An 18885-nucleotide genomic window follows, 5' to 3' on the forward strand; every position below is an offset into this window, starting at 1 on the left:
CGCCGCCAGGCCGTCTCAGGCGTACCCGTCCGTAGCCCGCCGGCGCGCCAGTACCGCCTCCGCGAGGACCAGGTCCAGCGGGCGGGTGACCTTGAACGCTTCTTCGTGGCCGGGTACGACCACGACCGGCGCGCCGAGCCGTTCGACCATGCCGGCGTCGTCCGTGGCGCCCTCGCCGTCGAAGGTCACGGTCGCGTGCGCCTTGACCAGGGTGTCGCGGTCGAAGCCCTGCGGGGTCTGTACGGCGCGCAGCCGGGCGCGCTCCGGCGTGCCCACCACTGGCTCGGATCCACCGGCGGGATCCGGCCGTACTTCCTTCACGGTGTCGGCGAGCGGCAGCGCCGGTACGACGGCGGGCGCACCGCCCCGTACGGCGTTGATCACGGTGTCGACGGTGTCGACCGGTACGAGGGGCCGCGCCGCGTCGTGGACGAGGACCACGTCGACGTCCTCGGGCAGGGCCTGCAGGCCGAGGCTCACGGACTGCTGGCGGGTGTCGCCGCCGGGGACGACCAGCAGCTCGGTGCGCTCGGGGAAGGTGTGGCTGTCCAGCAGCGCGCGTACTTCGGGTGCGCCGTCGGGCGGCGCGACCACGACGACGAGGGAGACGGCGCGGGAGGCCGCCATGGCCCGTACGGCGTGGATGAGCATGGGCGTGCCGCCCAGCGCGCGCAGGGCCTTGGGGGCGCCAGGGCCCAGGCGTACGCCGCGGCCGGCCGCGGGGATGACCGCCGCCGTGCGAAGTCGGCGGGAATCTTCAGACATCGGTTGCACTCCGTGAGCCGGGGGTCGCACCCCGAATTTCGAGCGGCAGGTTTGTTTACTCGGCAGAGGTGGGTATGGCCACACCGTGCCGGGCGCGACGCCCCGACCGGACCCTTCCGTGACGACCGGTCGAGCCAGCTGCCCGGGCCCGGCACGCCAGTTCCGGGCTCGGTTCGGTTCCGGGTATGGCCGTCGCGGTCGGCTCGGAAACGCCGGCCGTAGGTACGCCGGTCATCAGGGCCGTTGGTACGCCGGTCATCAGATATGCCGCAGCGCCCGGCAACGGACCGCTTCCTGGGGGAAGCAATCGTCGCTCGGGCACCGCGGCATTTTCGTGCTGAGCACCGCTGAGCGCGCCTCATTGTGCTGAGCGCCTCATTGCGGGGCGAACCACCGTGGGCGATCGCTCGTGAGCAATCACTGATCACTGTGGAAACCCAGCAGCGGCGGGGTCAGGACGCGAGGACCTCGTCGAGCAGAGCCTCGGCCTTGTCTTCGTTGGTGTTCTCCGCGAGGGCGAGCTCGCTCACCAGGATCTGGCGGGCCTTGGCGAGCATGCGCTTCTCACCTGCGGAGAGTCCGCGCTCACGCTCACGGCGCCACAGGTCGCGAACCACTTCGGCGACCTTGATCACGTCGCCGGAGGCGAGCTTTTCGAGATTTGCCTTGTAGCGACGGGACCAGTTCGTCGGCTCTTCGGCATATGGTGCACGAAGCACCTCGAAGACCCGGTCGAGCCCGTCCTGGCCGACCACATCGCGCACACCGACGAACTCCGCATTGTCCGCTGGCACACGAACCGTCAGATCGCCCTGAGCGACCTTCAGCACCAAGTAGGTCTTGTCCACGCCTTTGATCTGGCGAGTTTCGATGGCCTCGATCAGCGCGGCCCCGTGATGGGGATAGACCACGGTGTCGCCAACCTTGAACGTCATGTGACAGGTACCCCTTCCGTGGCTATCCATCCTAACACGGGAACGGTCCGTTCTGAATGGCGTTTTCGCAGGTCAGGGCGTATCTCGGGGCTTGACAACGACGGTCGTGACGTGCATCGACCGCTTGTCGGAAGCAGGTATTCGCAGGTCGGAGGCGCTTCTTGAGCGGAGCGAAACGCGTACGTTACAGCTCCGGAAGAGGCCGATCGAGAGGGCGAACGTCCCGGTTTGCCGGGATCCGGATGGCGTGCTTCCACTACTCCGTTCGGTCACTCCCGACCACTCCCGCCCGAATCGAGAATTGATCATCCCGTCACCCGGCCGGGCGCACCGGACATGATCAATTCGTGTGACGCGGCGCATTCCTTTGCCTTTGCCGCTATTCCTCTCGGCGGCTCCGGCGGATTCTCCCGCGGCGATCACCCGAACGGACGTGAGGTGAATTCTTCCGGCAGTTCTGGTGAGGGCCGCGGTAAGCCGGCCGGGCATCCATAGGGAGGCGCTGCCGGCAGGTGCGTCGGCGCGTTCCGGGTGGCGGTCGTGACCATGTGAGCGGCGCCTGATCGGCACCTGATCGCACAGGGGGCGGGTCGGGTGCGGCGGCGGAAGGGCGGCTCGGTAACCTAGCGGCGCTGACACACCCTTAGGGCGGCTTTACGTACGGCGTCGACGCACGGCGTACGGACGGCCGCCCAGCCGTCCACCCCGCGACCGGGCATGACCGTTCGGCCGCCGAAGCTCGTCCTAGGAGATGCCGCCGCCGTGAGCCGCAGCCTTCGACGCGGCGCCCTCGCCGCCACCGTCCTCACGCTCTCGATCGCCTCGCTCTCCGCGTGCGCGGCGGGGAACGATGCCGCGACGCTGCAAGTCAAGCCGGACAACGCCGCCACCTCCGTCGGCGACATCAAGATCCAGAACGCCGTGGTGATCACCCAGCCGAAGCCGGACGCCAAGGGCCCGGCTGTCGTGTCCGCGACGCTGTTCAACGGCGGCACGAAGGACCAGACGCTGGACTCCATCACTGTCGACGGCAGCGGCCAGCAGGTCGAGCTGAAGCCCGCCAAGGGCGCCGGCAAGATCACCGTGCCGGCCGGCGGCTCCCTCGTGATCGGCGGCAAGGGCAACGCCTCGGCCACCCTGTCCAGCGGCCGTGAGGCCGTCAAGGACGGCAACGCGCAGAAGGTGACCTTCGACTTCAGCCGCACCGGCAAGGTCTCGCTGCGGGCGTACGTCGTCCCGGCGAAGAGCTACTTCAAGGACTACGGGCCGACCGAGGTGCCGCAGCCGTCGGCGTCGGCGTCCGCGCCCGCCTCGGAGTCGGCCTCGCCGTCGGCTTCGGAAGCCGCGCACGGCGGCCACTGAGGCATCCCCTCGCCCGCTCTGCCGCTTCGGCGGCGGGGCGGGCGTTTGGACGTACGCAGGCGTACTAGGCGCCCGTGCGGGCGTTTCGGTGTACGTAGGCGCCCGTGGGGGCGTCGAGCGCCGTCCGCGTACGCGAAAGCGCCCGCGTCCTGGCAGGGGCCCCTCCCTCTCCCCAACCAGCGGGAGCCTCCCCACCCCGTAGCAAAGACCCCCTCCCCCGCCTCCACCACGCATACCGCGAAGGTACCGAGCCCCGCCGTCACGCGGGCGCCCTGTGGATAACTCCGCACGCATGGAAGGGCCCGGACGGAAAGCCCCGTCCGGGCCCTGCGCGCGCAGTTCCCCGCGCCCCGAAGGCGCGTCTGTCGGCTTACGGCTCGAACTTGTACCCGAGGCCGCGGACCGTGACCAGATAGCGCGGCGCGCCCGGGTCCGGCTCGATCTTGGCGCGCAGGCGCTTGACGTGGACGTCGAGGGTCTTGGTGTCGCCCACGTAGTCGGCGCCCCAGACCCGGTCGATCAGCTGCATACGGGTGAGGACCCGGCCGGCGTTGCGCAGCAGCATCTCCAGCAGGTCGAACTCCTTGAGCGGGAGGTCGACCTTGCCGCCGGAGACCGTGACGACGTGCCGGTCCACGTCCATGCGGACCGGGCCGGCCTCCAGGGCCTGCGGCGTGACCTCCTCCGGCTCGCCGCGGCGGCGCAGGACCGCGCGGATGCGGGCGACCAGCTCCCGCGAGGAGAACGGCTTGGTGACGTAGTCGTCGGCTCCTATTTCCAGGCCGACGACCTTGTCGATCTCACTGTCCTTGGCGGTCACCATGATCACCGGGACGTTGGAGCGGCCGCGCAGCTGGCGGCAGACCTCCGTACCGGGCAGGCCGGGCAGCATCAGGTCGAGCAGGACCAGGTCGGCGCCGTTGCGCTCGAACTCGTCCAGCGCGTCGGGTCCGGTCGCCGCGATGGCGACCTCGAAGCCCTCCTTGCGAAGCATGTAGGAGAGGGCGTCGCTGAAGGACTCCTCATCCTCGACGACGAGCACTCGGGTCACGGAAGGACCTCCGGGGCAGGATAGGGCGCGCGTAGCGCTTCCGGGGAAGTGTGGTGGTGGGTGACGGTCGGGCCGTTGAAGGTGTCGTACGGACCGTCCTCGCCATCGAGGTCGTCCGGGTCTGCTGCGGGGTCGTCCCGCTGGGCGGCGTCGCGGTCACGGACCGCGCCGGCTTCCGGGAGCCGCAGGGTGAAGGTGGAGCCCTGTCCTTCGGCGCTCCACACCGTGACCTCCCCGCCGTGCGAGGCGGCCACATGCTTGACGATGGCGAGACCGAGTCCGGTACCGCCGGTGGCGCGGGAGCGCGCCGGGTCGACGCGGTAGAACCGCTCGAAGATCCGGTCCCGGTCCTTCTCGGAGATGCCGATGCCCTGGTCGGTGACGGCTATCTCGATCATCGTGCCGCCGGACGCCGGGACTCGGCGGCCGGCTATGCCGACACGGGTGCGGGCCGGGGAGTAGTTGACGGCGTTCTCGACGAGATTGCCGAGGGCGCCGGCGAGCTGGCTTCTGTTGCCCCATACGTGCAGGTCGTCGATGCCGCCGACGGCCATGGTGATCGACTTGCTGCTGGCCTGCTGGCGGCAGCGGTCCATCGCCTCCTCGACCAGCTCGTCCACGCGGACGGGCTCGGCGTCCTCCAGCGGGTTGTCGTTCTGCACCCGGGAGAGGTCGATCAGCTCCTGGACCAGGCTGGTCAGGCGGGTGGCCTCGGTCTGCATGCGGCCCGCGAAGCGGTTCACCGCCTCGGGGTCGTCGCTGGCGTCCATCACCGCCTCGGAGAGCAGCGAGAGCGCGCCGACCGGGGTCTTGAGCTCATGGCTGACGTTGGCCACGAAGTCGCGGCGCACCGCTTCTATGCGGCGGGCTTCGGTGAGGTCCTCGACCAGGAGCAGTACGAGGCGGGAGCCGAGCGGGGCGACGCGCGCGGAGACGGCGAGAGCGTCGCCGCGGCCGGTGCCGCGGCGCGGCAGGTCCAGCTCGACCTGGCGTATTTCTCCGTCCCTGCGGGTGTCGCGCGCCATCTGGAGCATGGGGTCGACGGCGAGCTTGCCGCCTCGCACGAGGCCCAGGGCGTACGCGGCCGAGCTGGCCTTGACCACGCCGTCGGCCTCGTCGAGGACGACGGCGGAGGATCTGAGCACCGACAGGACGGTGTCCACGCCGGGCGGCAGGACGGCGTCGGTGTGCAGGGACGTACGCGTGGGCTTGGCCTGTTCGCGTTCGCTCCAGCGGAACGCCAGCATGGCGATGACGCCGGTACAACAACCGGCGATCGCTGCCACTGCGGCGATGGCCGCGTCCACGTTCATGAGTCCAGGTTATGCGCCGGTTGTGACAGTTCCACAGCCATCAGAGGGCCACCTCGGCCACTGGTTGCCGAGAGTTCACCTTCATGTCGGTACTGATTCACTCCGGAGGGGCGAACCGGTCGCATCCGGGCTCGAACGTGGGAGCGTGGGAATCGTAGGCCCACACCACCAGGGGCGCAGCCCGGGCCACTACACAGGGGCACGGACCCGGGAAACTCTGGATCACGGGCATCGCAGGCCCACCCACGACTCGATGCGAGAGAAGGTCACTGATGCGGGACGCGTACCACGAGGAGCTGGATTCGATCGGCGAAGGTCTGGTCGAGATGGCCAGGCTCGTCGGCTCCGCGATCGGGCGCGCCACCACGGCGATACTCGACGCGGACCTGAAGCTGGCGGAGAACGTGATCGCCGGCGACGAGAAGGTCGACGATCTGCAGCACGATCTGGAGGCCCGGGCCATAGCACTGCTGGCGCGCCAGCAGCCGGTCGCCACGGACCTGCGGATCGTCGTGACGTCGCTGCGGATGAGCGCGGACCTGGAGCGGTCCGGTGACCTGGCGCAGCACGTCGCGAAGCTGGCGCGGCTGCGGTTCCCGGAGACGGCGGTACCCCGGGACCTGCACGCCACCATTCTGGAGATGGGGCAGCTGGCGCAGCGCCTGATGGCGAAGGCCGGCGAGGTCGTCATCACGAAGGACGTCGATCTGGCGCTGCAGCTGGAGCAGGACGACGACGCGATGGACATGCTCCACCGCACGCTCTTCCAGCACCTGATGGACGACCGCTGGCAGCACGGCATCGAGACGGCGGTGGATGTCACGCTGCTGGGCCGTTACTACGAGCGGTTCGCCGATCACGCCGTGTCGGTCGCCAAGCGCGTGGTGTACCTGGTCACGGGCGAGCACGCGGACGAGATCGCGCCGCCGGCCGCGGTCGACGGCAGCTGATCGCCCTCCGGGCACGGGCGGGCGGGGCAGTGCGTGCCCCGCTCCGTGCGGCCGCACGCCGTTGGTGCGCCCCCTGGCGTGGGTAGGGGAGGGAAGGAACCTCCCTTATGGCTGCCAACCAGGAGGCACTTCATGCCCCACATCTCTGCTCCGAGCACACCTGAACCGACAGCGGCGAGCGGCTGCTCGTGCGGCCCCGGCTGCGGCTGCGGCTGCCAGTCCGGCGGCCCGTGCAGCTGCGGCGGCAGCTGCGGCTGACGCCCCGGCGCCGGCCCCCGGAACAGCACGCCCGGGCGCCGGCCCCCGACCAGCGACAAGCCCCCTGCCCGCGGAAATCCGCAGGCAGGGGGCTTGGTGCTGAGTAAGACCGAGGGTTACTTCTTCTTGCCCTGGTTCTTGACCGCCTCGATGGCGGCCTTGGCGGCCTCCGGGTCGAGGTAGGTGCCGCCCGGGTTGAGGGGCTTGAAGTCGGCGTCGAGCTCGTAGGAGAGCGGGATGCCGGTGGGGATGTTCAGGCCGGCGATGTCCGCGTCGGAGATGCCGTCGAGGTGCTTGACCAGGGCGCGGAGGCTGTTGCCGTGGGCGGCGACCAGGACGGTGCGGCCGGTGAGCAGGTCCGGGACGATGCCGTCGAACCAGTACGGGAGCATGCGGACGACGACGTCCTTCAGGCACTCCGTCTGCGGGCGCAGCTCCGGGGGGAGCGTGGCGTAGCGCGGGTCGGAGAACTGGGAGTACTCGGCGTCGCGGTCGAGCGCCGGCGGCGGGGTGTCGTACGAGCGGCGCCACAGCATGAACTGCTCCTCGCCGAACTCGGCGAGGGTCTGGGCCTTGTCCTTGCCCTGCAGGGCGCCGTAGTGGCGCTCGTTCAGGCGCCAGCTGCGGTGGACCGGGATCCAGTGGCGGTCGGCGGCCTCCAGGGCCAGCTGCGCGGTGCGGATGGCGCGCTTCTGGAGGGAGGTGTGCACGACGTCGGGGAGCAGGCCGGCGTCCTTGAGCAGCTCACCGCCGCGGACCGCCTCCTTCTCGCCCTTCTCGTTCAGGTTGACGTCCACCCAGCCGGTGAACAGGTTCTTCGCATTCCACTCGCTCTCGCCGTGGCGGAGGAGGATGAGCTTGTACGGTGCGTCGGCCATGTCTTTGAGACTAATCGAAAACGGTGACAGGCCAGGCAGGGGGCCGGTGCGTGGACTCCGGGGCGCTCGTCTGTGCCCGACGCGCGACGTTTGACGGTTCGCGTCAATTCAATGGCGATGGCTGACCTGCGCAAGTAGCTTCCCCTTGGTGGTTGCGCCACTTACATCGGCGCCACGGGCACGGTTTACGGGGGAGTCAGGGTGAGACGAGCCGTCGTCGCGAGTGTGTCGGGGCTGCCGCGGCAGTTCTGGTGGCTGTGGACGAGCACGCTGATCAATCGCCTGGGGGCGTTCGTCGCCACGTTCCTGGCGCTGTACCTCACGGTGGAGCGGGGGTACTCGGCGTCGTACGCGGGGCTGGTCGGCGCGCTGTACGGGCTGGGCGGGGTGGTCTCCTCGGTGGTGGCCGGGGTGCTGACCGACCGGCTCGGGCGGCGGCCCACGATGCTGATCGCGCAGCTGATGACCGCGGTCTCGGTGGCGCTGCTGGGCTTCATGGAGGACCCGGTGGCCATCGCGGCGGTGGCCTGCGTGGTGGGCATGGCGAGCAACGGTTCGCGGCCCGCGGTGACGGCGATGATGGCGGACATCGTGGCGCCGGAGGACCGCGTGCGGGCCTTCGCGCTGAACTACTGGGCGCTGAACATGGGCTTCGCGATCTCCTCGTCGCTGGCCGGGCTGCTCGCCCAGTACGGCTATCTGCTGCTCTTCCTCGGCGAGTCGGTGCTGGTGCTGGCCTGTGCGGTGGTGGTCTTCGTGAAGCTGCCCGAGTCCCGGCCGGTGGCAGGGGCGACGGAGGACGGCACCGCGGAGGAGGCCGTACGGCGCGTGTCGATGCTGACCGTACTGCGGGACGGGCGCTTCATGACCGTCGTCGGGCTGAACCTGATGCTCGCGCTGCTCTTCCAGCAGGCGTACGTGTCGCTGCCGGTGACCATGGGTCAGGCCGGCTTCAGCAGCTCGGACTTCGGGCTGGTGATCGCCACGAACGGCGTACTGATCGTGCTGCTGCAGATCCCGGTGACCCGGTTCATCGAGCACCGCAGCCCGGCGGCGCTGCTGATCGGCTCGGCGCTGCTGACCGGTTACGGCTTCGGGCTGACGGCGTTCGCCGGTTCGGTGGCGCTGTTCGCGGTGTCCGTCGCCGTCTGGACGCTCGGCGAGATCATCAACTCGCCCACGCAGATGGGGCTGGTGGTCCGGCTCTCCCCCACTCACGGCCGCGGCCGTTACCAGGGCATGTACTCGCTGTCCTGGTCGGTGGCGTCGCTGGCCGCCCCGCTGCTCGGCGGGGCGGTCATCGACCGGTACGGCCCGGCCACCCTCTGGTCGGCCAGTGCGGTGGTCGGGACGGTGGCGGCGCTCGGTTACGGGCTGCTGCTGCGGCGGATGAACGCCGAGGAGCGGGCGCAGGCCGCGGCCCCCGCGCCGGTCATGGACGCAGCCGGCGCTGCGCCTCGTACAGATTCCGTGGCCTGAGCGCCCCGGGGCGGCCGTACGCCACGAGCCTGCTGTGCAGGTCACCCGGGAAGTCCGGCTTGTCGATCTGGCCGAACTCGCGGACCTCGGAGATGCCGGCCGTGACGCTGTACGGGGCCAATTCGTCGATCTTCACCATGCCGGCCCGCCCGTTCGTGACGCGGACGTTCCAGTGCGTGAAGCGGGCCCCGAAGAGCGGCCCCGCGCGCAGGTCGCCGCCGTGCTCGCCGGTGTTGTCGATGGTGATGTCGGTACGGACGTTGGCGAACGGCATGCCCCGGTGGGAGTCGAACGTGCCCATCTCCATCCGGCCGCGCGACCAGACGTTGTAGCTGGACAGGTTCTCGACGTTGATGCCGTGCAGGACGGTGCCGGGCGGCGTGGGGACGCTGCGCCGCTCGATCACGAAGTCCTCGAAGAGGTTGTCGTGCGCGCCCTCGCGGCAGTAGTACGGATGGTGGGAACCGCGGCCCGCGACACGGGTGTTGCTGATCGTGCAGGAGGACGAGGCGGTCAGTCCAAAGCCGTTGTCGACGTGGCGCGCGACGACGTCCCGTACCCAGCAGTCGTACGCGCACTGCAGGAGCACGCCGTTGTAGCCCTTGTCCTGCAGGTGCGGGGACTGCGGCGTCTCGACCGCCTCGATCGTCAGCCCCTCGACCCCGGCGCCGGTGAGCGCGCGGACGTGGGTGGTGAGCCGCGGTTCCCACTCCGGACGCACGTCGAGGGGCAGCGGGCGCTCGAAGGTCACCTCGCGCCCCTTGATACGGACGATGCGCACGGGCCACTCGTACGGGACGAAGCTGTTGAGTTTCTCCCTGCCGTCCCAGGTGTACGAGGCGGGCCCTGGACCACCGCCCGCCATGTGCTGGAGGAGGGTGTGGTTCTTGTCGTCGGCCAGCTGGAGGAGGACGAGGGCGCCGGGGCGCAGCCGCGAGGTGTCGGCGACCGTCACCGTCCAGTCGCCGCGGCGCGCCGGGCGCACGGCGGTGAGCGTGCGCCACTCGTCACGCCGGTTGCCCGTCCAGCCCTCGAACGGCCAGTCCTGCTTCTTGATCGCCGCGACGAGGGAGTCGTAACGGGCCGTCGGGCAGAGCCAGATGAGGCCGCCGGTCCAGGACCAGGCGGACTTGTCGCCGCCGTACCGGCTGCCGTACGGGCCGATCAGCTCGGTGAGGTGCTTGGTGGCGAGCAGCTTGGTACGGCCGCTGCCCGCGCCGCGCAGCACCACGTGGTCGTGGCCGATGCGGACGACGTCGTCGATGCGGAAGGTGCCGGGCGGGAGGGTGACGGTGCCGCCGCCGCTCCGGCCCGCCGCTTCGAGGGCGCGGTTGAGGGCGGGCGCCGCGTCCTTGCTGCCGTCCGGGACGGCGCCGTACTCCCGTACCGCGTCGATCACGGGGCCTTCCCCGGCGGCCCGGAAGCGGCGTCGGCAGCCGGCCCGGCCGATGTACGGGATCTGCGGATGCGTGAAGGGGCGGGCGGAGTACTCGTCCCAGAGTGTGCTGCGGTGACCGGCCGCCGAGGCCGGGAGAGCGGGCAGTGCGGCGGCCGCCGTCACGGCGGTCGCGCTGCCCAGCAGGGTGCGCCTGCTGATGTCCATGGGCCGCCCTTCATGCAGGTGAAGAGGTGCATGGGAGAGAGAAGGCCGCGAGCATGCCACGGGCCCGCCGGGCGGTGGAAGAGCCGGGAAGGGTGACCGCGAAATGGGCCGGAAAGCGCTACTTGTCCCGGCCGGTCGGATGACTACTCGGCCCGTCGGACGGCTACTTGTCCCGGCCGGTCAGATGGGCGAATGCTTCGAGGTTGCGGGTGGACTCGCCGCGCGAGACCCGCCACTCGTACTCCTTGCGGATCGCCGACGCGAAGCCCATCTCCAGCAGCGTGTTGAACGAGCCGTCGGCGTTCTCCAGGACCGTGCCGAGGATGCGGTCCAGCTCCTCGGGGGTGACGGCCGCGAGCGGCAGCTTGCCGACGAGGTAGACGTCGCCGAGCTTGTCGATCGCGTAACTCACGCCGTACAGACGGGTGTTGCGCTCCAGCAGCCAGCGGTGCACCGCTTCGTGGTTCTCGTCGGGGCGCCGTACGACGAAGGCGTTGATGGACAGCGAGTGCTTGCCGACGAGCAGCGAGCACGTCGTGGAGAGCTTGCGGGTACCGGGCAGCTTGACGACGTAACTGCCGGCCTCCGGGGACTCCCACTCCAGCTCGGCGTCGTTGAGCGTCGCCTCGATGATCTGCCGCGCGTCCTCAGCCATGCAGTGATCGTAGGCGACGGCGCCGCTCCTGCAGCGCGGCGGTGTACACGTCGGCGGTCGCCGCGGCCGCGGTGTCCCAGCCGAAGGAACCGGCGTGCCGGGCGGCCGCCGCGCCCATCCGCAGCGTGAGCGAGGGTTCGTCGGCGAAGCGGCGCAGCGCGCGAGCGTAGTCCACCGGGTCATGCCCGTCGACCAGGAAGCCGCTGACGCCGTCCTTCACGGCGACCGGGAGGCCGCCCACCGAGGCGGCGACCACCGGCGTGCCGCACGCCTGCGCCTCTATGGCCACCAGCCCGAAGGACTCGCTGTACGAGGGCATGACCAGCACGCTCGCCGCGCGGTACCAGTCGGCGAGCTGGTCCTGGCCGACCGGCGGCCGGAACCGCACCACGTCCGCGATGCCGAGCCGGGCGGCCAGCTTCTGCAGGCCCTCGGGCTTGGCCAGGCCGCTGCCGCTCGGCCCGCCCACGACGGGTACGACGATCCGGGAGCGCAGCGCGGGGTCCTGGTCCAGCAGCACCGCGACCGCGCGCAGCAGGATGTCGGGGGCCTTCAGGGGCTGGATGCGGCCCGCGAAGAGCGGGATCAGCGCGTCCTGGGGCAGGCCGAGGCGGTCCCGGGCCGCGGCACGCGCGTCGGCGACGCCGCTGCCCGCCGCGATTCCGGAGCCCGCCGCGATGCCGCCCGCCGCGTCGCTCGCCGGCCGGAAGCGGTCGAGGTTGACGCCCGGGTGCACGACCGCGACCTTGCCGGGCTCGGCCTCGTAGTGCCGTACGAGCTCACCGGCCTCCTCGGCGGTGTTGGCGATCAGCCGGTCCGAGGCGCGCACGATCTGGGTCTCGCCGATGACGCGCGCGGCCGGCTCGGGGGTGTCGCCCTCCGCGAGCGCGGCGTTCTTGACCTTGGCCATCGTGTGCATGGCGTGGACGAGGGGGACACCCCAGCGCTCGGCGGCGAGCCAGCCGACGTGGCCGGAGAGCCAGTAGTGCGAGTGCACCAGGTCGTAATGGCCGGGACGGTGGCCCGCCCACGCCTGCATCACGCCGTGCGTGAAGGCACACAGCTGAGCGGGCAGGTCCTCCTTGTTCAGGCCCTCGTACGGGCCCGCGTCCACATGCCGTACGAGGACGCCGGGGGCCAGCTCCACGGAGGGCGGGAGGGCGCCGGTGGTGGCGCGGGTGAATATCTCGACCTCGATGTTGAGCGCGGCGAGTTTCCTGGCCAGCTCGACGATGTACACGTTCATGCCGCCCGCGTCGCCCGTGCCGGGCTGGTGCAGCGGGGAGGTGTGCACGCTCAGCATCGCCACCCGGCGCGGCTTGCGGGAGCCCCCCAGCCGGAGCCGGGCGGGGCCCGCGAACTGGCTCTGGGGACGGCCGCGGAGCCGGGACACGTATTGGCTCACTGCGAGCTACCTCCCACAATCCGGCGGAAATCCGGCACAAAAACGCCTCTCCACCGGCCAACAACAGAGCCGGCCGTGCCATTTCCCGCCAGGCGCCGCGCCGCCCCCTCTTTGCCAAAGCGTGACCCTAAGGGATGTCCGGCGCATCTCGGCCGGCGGTCCACGGGTCGGACAGGGCCCGCGCCGGCAGCGCATACAGTCGTGCCATGGCCCGCAGCTCCTCCCCTCCCCCGTCCGCACGCCCGGTCGGGAGCGCCACCCGCGGGACCACCAACCCGAACCGGCTGCGCCGCATGGACCGCTGGATCGCCGCCACGCACGGCCCCCAGCTGCGCCGCACCGCCGATCCGGTCGCCGTCGACCTCGGGTACGGCGCCGCGCCCTGGACCGCCGTGGAGCTGCTGGACCGGCTTCGCACGGCCCGCGCGGACGCGCAGGTGGTGGGCGTCGAGATCGATCCGGCGCGGGTCGCGGCGGCCGAGCCGTACGAGCGGGACGGGCTGGTCTTCCTGCACGGCGGCTTCGAGGTGCCGCTGCCGGGCGCCCCGGGCCGCTCCCCCACGCTGATCCGGGCGGCGAACGTGCTGCGGCAGTACGACGAGGCCGAGGTCGCGGCGGTCTGGGCGCGGCTGTGCGCGCGGCTGGCCCCGAGCGGCCTGCTGGTGGAGGGCACCTGCGACGAGATCGGCCGTCGGCACGTCTGGGTCGCGCTCGGCCCCGAGGGCCCCCGCACGATCACCTTCGCGGCCCGCCTCGGATCCCTGGAAACCCCCTCCGACCTGGCCGAACGCCTCCCGAAAGCGCTCATCCACCGCAATGTCCCGGGCGAGCCGGTGCACGCCTTCCTACGGGACTTCGACCGCGCCTGGGCCGCGGCAGCCCCCTACGGCGCCCTCAGCGCCCGCCAACGCTGGATCCGCTCGGTACACGCACTGCGAGAGGCGGGCTGGCCCCTCACCGACGGCCCCCACCGCTGGCGCCAGGGCGAGCTCACGGTCCGCTGGGACGCGCTGGCGCCACGCGGCTGAGCACCCCAGCAGCGGTGCGGAAGGCTCTCAGGCCGTACGCAGCGCCGCCAGGAACGCGTCGACCAGCGGCCGGTCCCGGTCCTGGGTGAGCAGGCCGCGGGCCTCGGCCGGGGAGAGCCAGGCCAGCCGGTCGACCTCGTCATTGGGGACGAACGCCCCGCCGCACGCCTCCGCCGCCCAGTAGCGGACCTCCTTGGGCCGGCCGTTCGCTTCGTAGTACACGGTCGAGAGCTCGGCACCGAGCCGGCAGTCCATGCCGGTCTCCTCGGCGACCTCGCGCACGGCCGCCGCCTGCGCCTCCTCGCCCCGCTTCAGCTTGCCTTTCGGGTGCGACCAGTCGTCGTACTTCGGCCGGTGTACGAGGGCGATCTCCAGCCCGCCCGGCGCCTCCGCGCGGCGCCACAGGACGCAGCCCGCTGCCCGGATCAGGGTTCCGTCGGTCATCCGTTCCTCCAGGCGCGGGTGAAGGCGTAGCGGGCGGCTTCTACCTCGTGGCGTTGGTCGGCGTGGAGGATGCCGAGGGCGTAGGCGGTGGCCGGGGCGATGCGTGGGGTGCGGGCCGCGGCGGCGGCCGCGGTGGCGGCCTCGGCCGCGTCGCGGTGGCGTTCCAGGGCCCGGGCCGCCTCCAGCAGCCGCAGGTCGGTGACGCCGCCGTCGGCGACCTCCTGCGCGTACCGGCTGTGCCGCAGCAGCAGCCGTACCTGGTTCCAGGCGGCGTCCTGGCGGTCGTCGGCACTCAGCGCGGCGGCGTTGTACGGGTGTCCGGCGCGGGTCAGCGGCAGCGCGGCGACGGCGTCGGCGAGGCGGCGGTGCGCGTGGTCGGCCAGCGGTGGGAGCGCCTCGGTGGCGAGCCGGTCGGCGGAGTGCTTGTCCAGCGGTGCTTCGGAGGCCAGTACGGCGACGGCGTCCGCGACGGCGTGGAAGCGGGAGGAGCCGAGGGCCTGGAGTGCTGCGGAGTGGGCGCGGGTGCGGGCCAGGGTCAGCTGCCGGTCCAGCAGCGCACCGGCCCGCGCGGCCCCGGCGGCGTTGGTGGCGGCGGGGTCCTTGGGGTCGCGGGACCGATCGTCGCGGGACCGCTCGTTGCGGGCCCGGCCGCTCTCGGTCCGCTCGTCGCGAGCCCGGCCGTCCCGGGAGCCGGCGCCGGTCCCCGTAGTACGGCTCGACGACCGCTGCGGAGGCGGGGCGGCGTCGCCCTCCGGGGATCTCGCGGCGCCGGCCGGCTCGGCCGGGCCCGCGACGCGGTGGAGGGCGGCCAGGAGGCGGGCGAGGCGGTCGGCGTAGGCGTGTTCGCGGGCCAGGGTGCCCGAGAGCCAGCTCAGTTCGGCGCGGAGCTGGTCGGCCCAGGTCTCGTCGGTCAGCGGCCGGAAGGTGTGCAGCGCGCCGCTGATCCTGCGGGCCGCGGCTCTCAGTTCCCGGGCCGCGTCACCGGCGCCCCGCGCGTCCGAGCCGCTCTCGCGGTGCAGCCGCAGGTTGCGCAGGAAGGCCGTCGACTGCTCGTGGAGGTAGCCCGAGAGCACCTCCCCGGCCGTCGCACGGTCGGGCGCCGGGCCGGCCGGGTGGGCACCGGTCCGTTCGCAGGGCGGGGAGAGGTCAGGTCGCAGGGCCACGCCGGCGCCTCCGGGCGTCGATGAGCATTTCTTGTACGTTGCGCAGCGGGGTGCCGTCCGCGTCGGCGGCGTGCCGGGTCCAGTTGCCGTCCGGGCCGAGGTGCCAGGCGGAGGTGGTGTCCGACGTGCCGGTCCGCAGCAGGCGGTCGAGCGAGGCGCGGTGGCCCGGGTCGGTGACCCGTACCAGCGCCTCGATCCGCCGGTCGAGGTTACGGTGCATCATGTCCGCGCTGCCCAGCCACACTTCGGGCTCCCCTCCGTTGCCGAAGGCGAACACCCGCGAGTGTTCGAGGAAGCGGCCGAGGACGCTGCGGACGCGGATGTTCTCGCTCAGGCCCGGTACGCCGGGCCGCAGTGCACAGATTCCGCGTACCCAGATGTCGACGGACACACCGGCCTGGGAGGCGCGGTACAGCGCGTCGATGACGGCCTCGTCCACCATCGAGTTGACCTTGATGCGGACGAACGCGGGGTGGCCCGCGCGCTGGTGCGCGATCTCCTTGGTGATGCGCTGGATCAGGCCGTCCCGCAGCGACTTGGGGGCGACGAGCAGCCGCCGGTAGGTCTCCCGGCGGGAGTAGCCGGAAAGGCGGTTGAAGAGGTCGGAGAGGTCCGCGCCGACCTGCGGGTCGGCGGTCAGCAGGCCCAGGTCCTCGTACAGCCGGGCGGTCTTGGGGTGGTAATTCCCGGTGCCGACGTGGGAGTAGCGGCGCAGCATGTCGCCTTCCTGGCGGACGACCAGGGAGAGCTTGCAGTGCGTCTTGAGGCCGACCAGGCCGTAGACGACGTGGCAGCCGGCCTCCTCCAGCTTCCGTGCCCACTTGATGTTGGCCTGCTCGTCGAAGCGCGCCTTGATCTCGACCAGTACGAGGACCTGCTTGCCGGACTCGGCGGCGTCTATGAGCGCGTCGACGATGGGCGAGTCGCCGGAGGTCCGGTACAGCGTCTGCTTGATCGCGAGGACGTCCGGGTCGGCGGCGGCCTGCTCCAGGAACGCCTGGACGGAGGTGGAGAAGGAGTCGTACGGGTGGTGGAGCAGGACGTCGCGGGCGCGCAGCGCGGCGAAAATGTCGGGGGCCGAGGCGGACTCGACCTCGGCGAGGTCACGGTGGGTGCCGGCGACGAACTTCGGGTACTTCAGCTCGGGCCGGTCCAGCGCGGAGATCCCGAAGAGGCCGGTCAGGTCCAGCGGGCCGGGCAGCGGGTAGACCTCGGCCTCGGAGATCTTCAGCTCCTGGACGAGCAGGTCCAGTACGGCGGGGTCGATGGACTCCTCGACCTCCAGCCGGACCGGCGGCCCGAAGCGGCGCCGCATGAGCTCCTTCTCCAGGGCCTTGAGGAGGTTCTCCGCGTCGTCCTCCTCGACCTCCAGGTCCTCGTTGCGGGTGACCCGGAACATGTGGTGCGCGCGCACCTCCATGCCCGGGAACAGCTCCTCCAGGTGGGCCGCGATGACGTCCTCTATGGGGACGTAGCGCTGCGGGGAGGCCTCCAGGAAGCGGGAGAGCAGCGGCGGGACCTTGACCCGGGCGAAGTGGTCGTGGCCGCTGACGGGGTTGCGGACGACCACGGCCAGGTTCAGGGAGAGGCCGGAGATGTACGGGAAGGGGTGGGCCGGGTCGACGGCCAGGGGGGTGAGGACGGGGAAGATCTGGTGGCGGAAGAGGGTGAACAGGCGGGCCTGTTCCTTCTCGGTCAGCTCCGGCCAGCGGATCAGGTGGATCCCGGCGCCGCCCAGCTCCGGGGCGACGTCCTGCTGGTAGCAGGCGGCGTGCCGGGCCATGAGCTCGCGGGAGCGGGTCCAGATCAGGTCCAGTACTTCGCGGGGCTGCAGCCCGGAGGCGGAGCGGGTGGCGACGCCGGTGGCGATTCTGCGCTTGAGGCCGGCGACCCGGACCATGAAGAACTCGTCCAGGTTGGAGGCGAAGATCGCCAGGAACTTGGCGCGTTCCAGCAGCGGCGTGGCCGGGTCCTCGGCCAGCTCCAGTACCCGTTCGTTGAACGCGAGCCAGCTGCGCTCGCGGTCCAGGAAACGGCCGGCGGGCAGCTCCTCGCCACCGTCCCCCAGCGCGCCGTCGACGTCGTACGCGTCGAGATCGGCGTCGAGATCCGGTTCCAGCTCGGGCAGGGTGGCCGCCACGGTGCTCGGGCGGTGCGCGGCGATCGAACCGACCGAGGGCTGAGCCGGTGCGGACGGCGTCTGGGGCGTTGCCGGGGCCTGGGCGCTGGTCTGCTGGTCCATGACCTCATTCTTCCGCGCTCCCGGGTGGGAAGGCGCGTCGGGAGGCGGCGGGGCGGCTCGGAGCCTTCGGTCACCGGCCGGCTGCGCGGAGGGCTGCATTCAGTGATGCTCGCAAGCGAGTTTGAATCGCCGGTAACGCGGACATGGCGGACAGGCAAGCGGGGGGCTACTCGGAGGGGATTTTCCGGTGCCGGGCGGGGAGGTGGCGGCGGGCCCGGAGCCCTGCCGCCACCTCATGACAGACCGTCAACTCCGATGCGTGGCCGTCCCGATGCCGGTCAGAGTTCGGTGCGGTACATCAGATCCGTCTCGTGCGTGACGAAGCCGAGGCGTTCGTAGACGGTGACGGCGGGGACGTTGTCCGCGTCCACGTAGAGCATCGCCGTCGGCATGCCCTCGGCGGCCAGGTGCCGGAGCCCGATCGCGGTGAGTGCCTTGCCGAGTCCGCCGCCCTGTGCCTCGGGCCGGACGCCGACGACGTACACCTCGCCCAGGCCCTCCTCGGCGTGCTTCTTCGTCCAGTGGAAGCCGACGAGCTCCCCCTCCTTCTCGGCCAGAAAGAAGCCCTTCGGGTCGAACCACGGCTCGGCCTTGCGGTCGTCCAGGTCACGCTGGGTGAGCGAGCCCTGTTCGGGGTGGTGCGCGAAGGCCGCGGCGTTGGCGGCGAGCCAGGCCGCGTCGTCGGTGCCGGGCTGGAAGGTACGGACGGTGACGCCCGCGGGCAGCACCGGTTCGGCCAGGTCCAGGTCGGCCAGCGGGCGGCGCATCTGGCGCAGCTCGCGGAAGAGGGTCAGGCCAAGGGTCTGCGCGAGGTGGCGGGCCGCGGGGTGGCCGCCGTGCGCCCACAGCCGCAGCCGCCGCCCGGACTGCTCCAGCAGCGCGCCGCCGAGCCGGCGGCCCAGGCCGTGGCCGCGGAATTCGGGGTGCACGACCAGCTCGGCGGCGGGCGCCTCGACCGGGTCGGTGTCCTCCAGCTGCCCGTACCCGACGATGCGGTCGCCCTCGGCGCGCAGCAGTACGTGCTTCACGCCCTCCCGCTGTCCCCCGCGTACCTGCAGCCGTCCCTGCTCGGAGACGGCCGGCTGGCCGTCCGTCCGTGCCGCCGTCTCGATCAGCTCCAGTACGGCACCGGCCACGTCCGGCGTGAGCGCTTCCCGTACCTGCATGTCCCGCCCGGCCGGGTCCGTTCCCTGTGCAGCGTCAGTCATGCCCCGAAGGGTACGGCCCGCCGGGCGTCCTGCGGCGACCCGCGTCCCCGCATCGCAACCGTCCCTTAACCCGTCGCCTCTGGTGCGCTACGCGCGTTGACCATAGGCTTCCGGTCGCTCGCCACTCCTCATCCGGACCACACAAG

General features: G+C 71.6%; 16 protein-coding genes. 4 read left to right on the forward strand and 12 right to left on the reverse strand.

Features of this window, described 5'->3' with window-relative positions:
* Positions 1–15: 15 nt before the first annotated feature.
* Positions 16–765 (reverse strand): 2-C-methyl-D-erythritol 4-phosphate cytidylyltransferase, encoded by a 750-nt coding sequence (gene ispD / locus AB0I82_RS30565; protein WP_363260632.1) that lies wholly within the window; start codon positions 763–765, stop codon positions 16–18.
* Positions 766–1217: 452 nt separating this feature from the next.
* Positions 1218–1700, reverse strand: coding sequence for a CarD family transcriptional regulator (locus tag AB0I82_RS30570; RefSeq protein WP_003953493.1), 483 nt, complete (start codon positions 1698–1700; stop codon positions 1218–1220).
* A 762-nt stretch (positions 1701–2462) separates the two neighbouring features.
* Between AB0I82_RS30570 and AB0I82_RS30575 the strand changes: the two genes are divergently transcribed.
* Positions 2463–3062 (forward strand): DUF461 domain-containing protein, encoded by a 600-nt coding sequence (locus AB0I82_RS30575; protein ID WP_363260633.1) that lies wholly within the window; start codon positions 2463–2465, stop codon positions 3060–3062.
* A 370-nt stretch (positions 3063–3432) separates the two neighbouring features.
* Here the strand turns inward: AB0I82_RS30575 and AB0I82_RS30580 are convergent, their stop codons facing one another.
* Both AB0I82_RS30580 and AB0I82_RS30585 read right to left on the reverse strand, forming a co-directional pair.
* Complete coding sequence (locus AB0I82_RS30580; RefSeq protein ID WP_030254743.1) at positions 3433–4113, reverse strand: response regulator transcription factor; 681 nt, start codon at positions 4111–4113, stop codon at positions 3433–3435.
* Positions 4110–5426 carry an ATP-binding protein gene (locus AB0I82_RS30585; RefSeq protein WP_363260634.1) on the reverse strand — a complete coding sequence of 439 codons (1317 nt, stop codon included), beginning with the start codon at positions 5424–5426 and terminating at the stop codon, positions 4110–4112. Before AB0I82_RS30585 ends, AB0I82_RS30580 begins: the two co-directional genes overlap by 4 nt.
* Positions 5427–5698: 272 nt before the next feature.
* On the opposite strand from AB0I82_RS30585, the gene phoU reads away from it, so the two are divergent.
* The gene (gene phoU / locus AB0I82_RS30590) at positions 5699–6376 is read left to right on the forward strand and encodes a phosphate signaling complex protein PhoU (RefSeq protein WP_363260635.1); all 678 of its coding nucleotides are present in this window, start codon (positions 5699–5701) and stop codon (positions 6374–6376) included.
* A 374-nt stretch (positions 6377–6750) separates the two neighbouring features.
* On the opposite strand, the gene AB0I82_RS30595 is transcribed toward phoU, so the two are convergent.
* Positions 6751–7512 carry a phosphoglyceromutase gene (locus AB0I82_RS30595; protein WP_030254751.1) on the reverse strand — a complete coding sequence of 254 codons (762 nt, stop codon included), beginning with the start codon at positions 7510–7512 and terminating at the stop codon, positions 6751–6753.
* 201 nt (positions 7513–7713) lie between these two features.
* Between AB0I82_RS30595 and AB0I82_RS30600 the strand changes: the two genes are divergently transcribed.
* On the forward strand, positions 7714–8991 hold the full coding sequence (locus tag AB0I82_RS30600) for an MFS transporter (RefSeq protein WP_363260636.1): 1278 nt from the start codon (positions 7714–7716) through the stop codon (positions 8989–8991).
* On the opposite strand, the gene AB0I82_RS30605 is transcribed toward AB0I82_RS30600, so the two are convergent.
* From AB0I82_RS30605 to AB0I82_RS30615, 3 genes are all read right to left on the reverse strand, one after another.
* Positions 8945–10594 (reverse strand): glycosyl hydrolase family 28-related protein, encoded by a 1650-nt coding sequence (locus AB0I82_RS30605; protein WP_363260637.1) that lies wholly within the window; start codon positions 10592–10594, stop codon positions 8945–8947. The genes AB0I82_RS30600 and AB0I82_RS30605 overlap by 47 nt on opposite strands.
* A gap of 163 nt (positions 10595–10757) precedes the next feature.
* A complete protein-coding gene (locus AB0I82_RS30610; RefSeq protein WP_363260638.1) occupies positions 10758–11249 on the reverse strand; it encodes a YbjN domain-containing protein in 492 nt (163 codons plus the stop codon).
* On the reverse strand, positions 11242–12654 hold the full coding sequence (locus AB0I82_RS30615; protein WP_363260639.1) for a glycosyltransferase: 1413 nt from the start codon (positions 12652–12654) through the stop codon (positions 11242–11244). Before AB0I82_RS30615 ends, AB0I82_RS30610 begins: the two co-directional genes overlap by 8 nt.
* 206 nt (positions 12655–12860) lie before the next feature.
* On the opposite strand from AB0I82_RS30615, the gene AB0I82_RS30620 reads away from it, so the two are divergent.
* Positions 12861–13682 carry a class I SAM-dependent methyltransferase gene (locus AB0I82_RS30620; RefSeq protein ID WP_363260640.1) on the forward strand — a complete coding sequence of 274 codons (822 nt, stop codon included), beginning with the start codon at positions 12861–12863 and terminating at the stop codon, positions 13680–13682.
* Positions 13683–13709: 27 nt separating this feature from the next.
* Here AB0I82_RS30620 and AB0I82_RS30625 read toward each other — a convergent pair whose 3' ends face one another.
* The 4 genes from AB0I82_RS30625 to mshD form a co-directional block, all read right to left on the reverse strand.
* Positions 13710–14126, reverse strand: a complete 417-nt coding sequence (locus AB0I82_RS30625; protein WP_363260641.1) for an NUDIX hydrolase — start codon at positions 14124–14126, stop codon at positions 13710–13712.
* Positions 14123–15283 (reverse strand): CHAD domain-containing protein, encoded by a 1161-nt coding sequence (locus tag AB0I82_RS30630; protein ID WP_363260727.1) that lies wholly within the window; start codon positions 15281–15283, stop codon positions 14123–14125. The genes AB0I82_RS30625 and AB0I82_RS30630 overlap by 4 nt, the downstream gene beginning before the upstream one ends.
* On the reverse strand, positions 15273–17531 hold the full coding sequence (locus tag AB0I82_RS30635) for an RNA degradosome polyphosphate kinase (protein WP_363260642.1): 2259 nt from the start codon (positions 17529–17531) through the stop codon (positions 15273–15275). The genes AB0I82_RS30630 and AB0I82_RS30635 overlap by 11 nt, the downstream gene beginning before the upstream one ends.
* Before the next feature lie 278 nt (positions 17532–17809).
* Positions 17810–18739, reverse strand: coding sequence for a mycothiol synthase (mshD, locus tag AB0I82_RS30640; RefSeq protein ID WP_363260643.1), 930 nt, complete (start codon positions 18737–18739; stop codon positions 17810–17812).
* Between the last annotated feature and the right edge of the window lie 146 nt (positions 18740–18885).

Source organism: Streptomyces sp. NPDC050315 (genome assembly GCF_040655775.1).
Taxonomy (GTDB): domain Bacteria; phylum Actinomycetota; class Actinomycetes; order Streptomycetales; family Streptomycetaceae; genus Streptomyces.

Excerpts from the sequence above, each read along its gene's own strand:
- ispD (WP_363260632.1), bottom strand. The coding sequence starts at position 765 with ATGTCTGAAGATTCCCGCCGACTTCGCACGGCGGCGGTCATCCCCGCG.
- AB0I82_RS30570 (WP_003953493.1), bottom strand. The coding sequence starts at position 1,700 with ATGACGTTCAAGGTTGGCGACACCGTGGTCTATCCCCATCACGGGGCC.
- AB0I82_RS30585 (WP_363260634.1), bottom strand. The coding sequence starts at position 5,426 with ATGAACGTGGACGCGGCCATCGCCGCAGTGGCAGCGATCGCCGGTTGT.
- phoU (WP_363260635.1), top strand. The coding sequence starts at position 5,699 with ATGCGGGACGCGTACCACGAGGAGCTGGATTCGATCGGCGAAGGTCTG.
- AB0I82_RS30595 (WP_030254751.1), bottom strand. The coding sequence starts at position 7,512 with ATGGCCGACGCACCGTACAAGCTCATCCTCCTCCGCCACGGCGAGAGC.
- AB0I82_RS30605 (WP_363260637.1), bottom strand. The coding sequence starts at position 10,594 with ATGGACATCAGCAGGCGCACCCTGCTGGGCAGCGCGACCGCCGTGACG.
- AB0I82_RS30610 (WP_363260638.1), bottom strand. The coding sequence starts at position 11,249 with ATGGCTGAGGACGCGCGGCAGATCATCGAGGCGACGCTCAACGACGCC.
- AB0I82_RS30620 (WP_363260640.1), top strand. The coding sequence starts at position 12,861 with ATGGCCCGCAGCTCCTCCCCTCCCCCGTCCGCACGCCCGGTCGGGAGC.
- AB0I82_RS30625 (WP_363260641.1), bottom strand. The coding sequence starts at position 14,126 with ATGACCGACGGAACCCTGATCCGGGCAGCGGGCTGCGTCCTGTGGCGC.
- AB0I82_RS30635 (WP_363260642.1), bottom strand. The coding sequence starts at position 17,531 with ATGGACCAGCAGACCAGCGCCCAGGCCCCGGCAACGCCCCAGACGCCG.
- mshD (WP_363260643.1), bottom strand. The coding sequence starts at position 18,739 with ATGACTGACGCTGCACAGGGAACGGACCCGGCCGGGCGGGACATGCAG.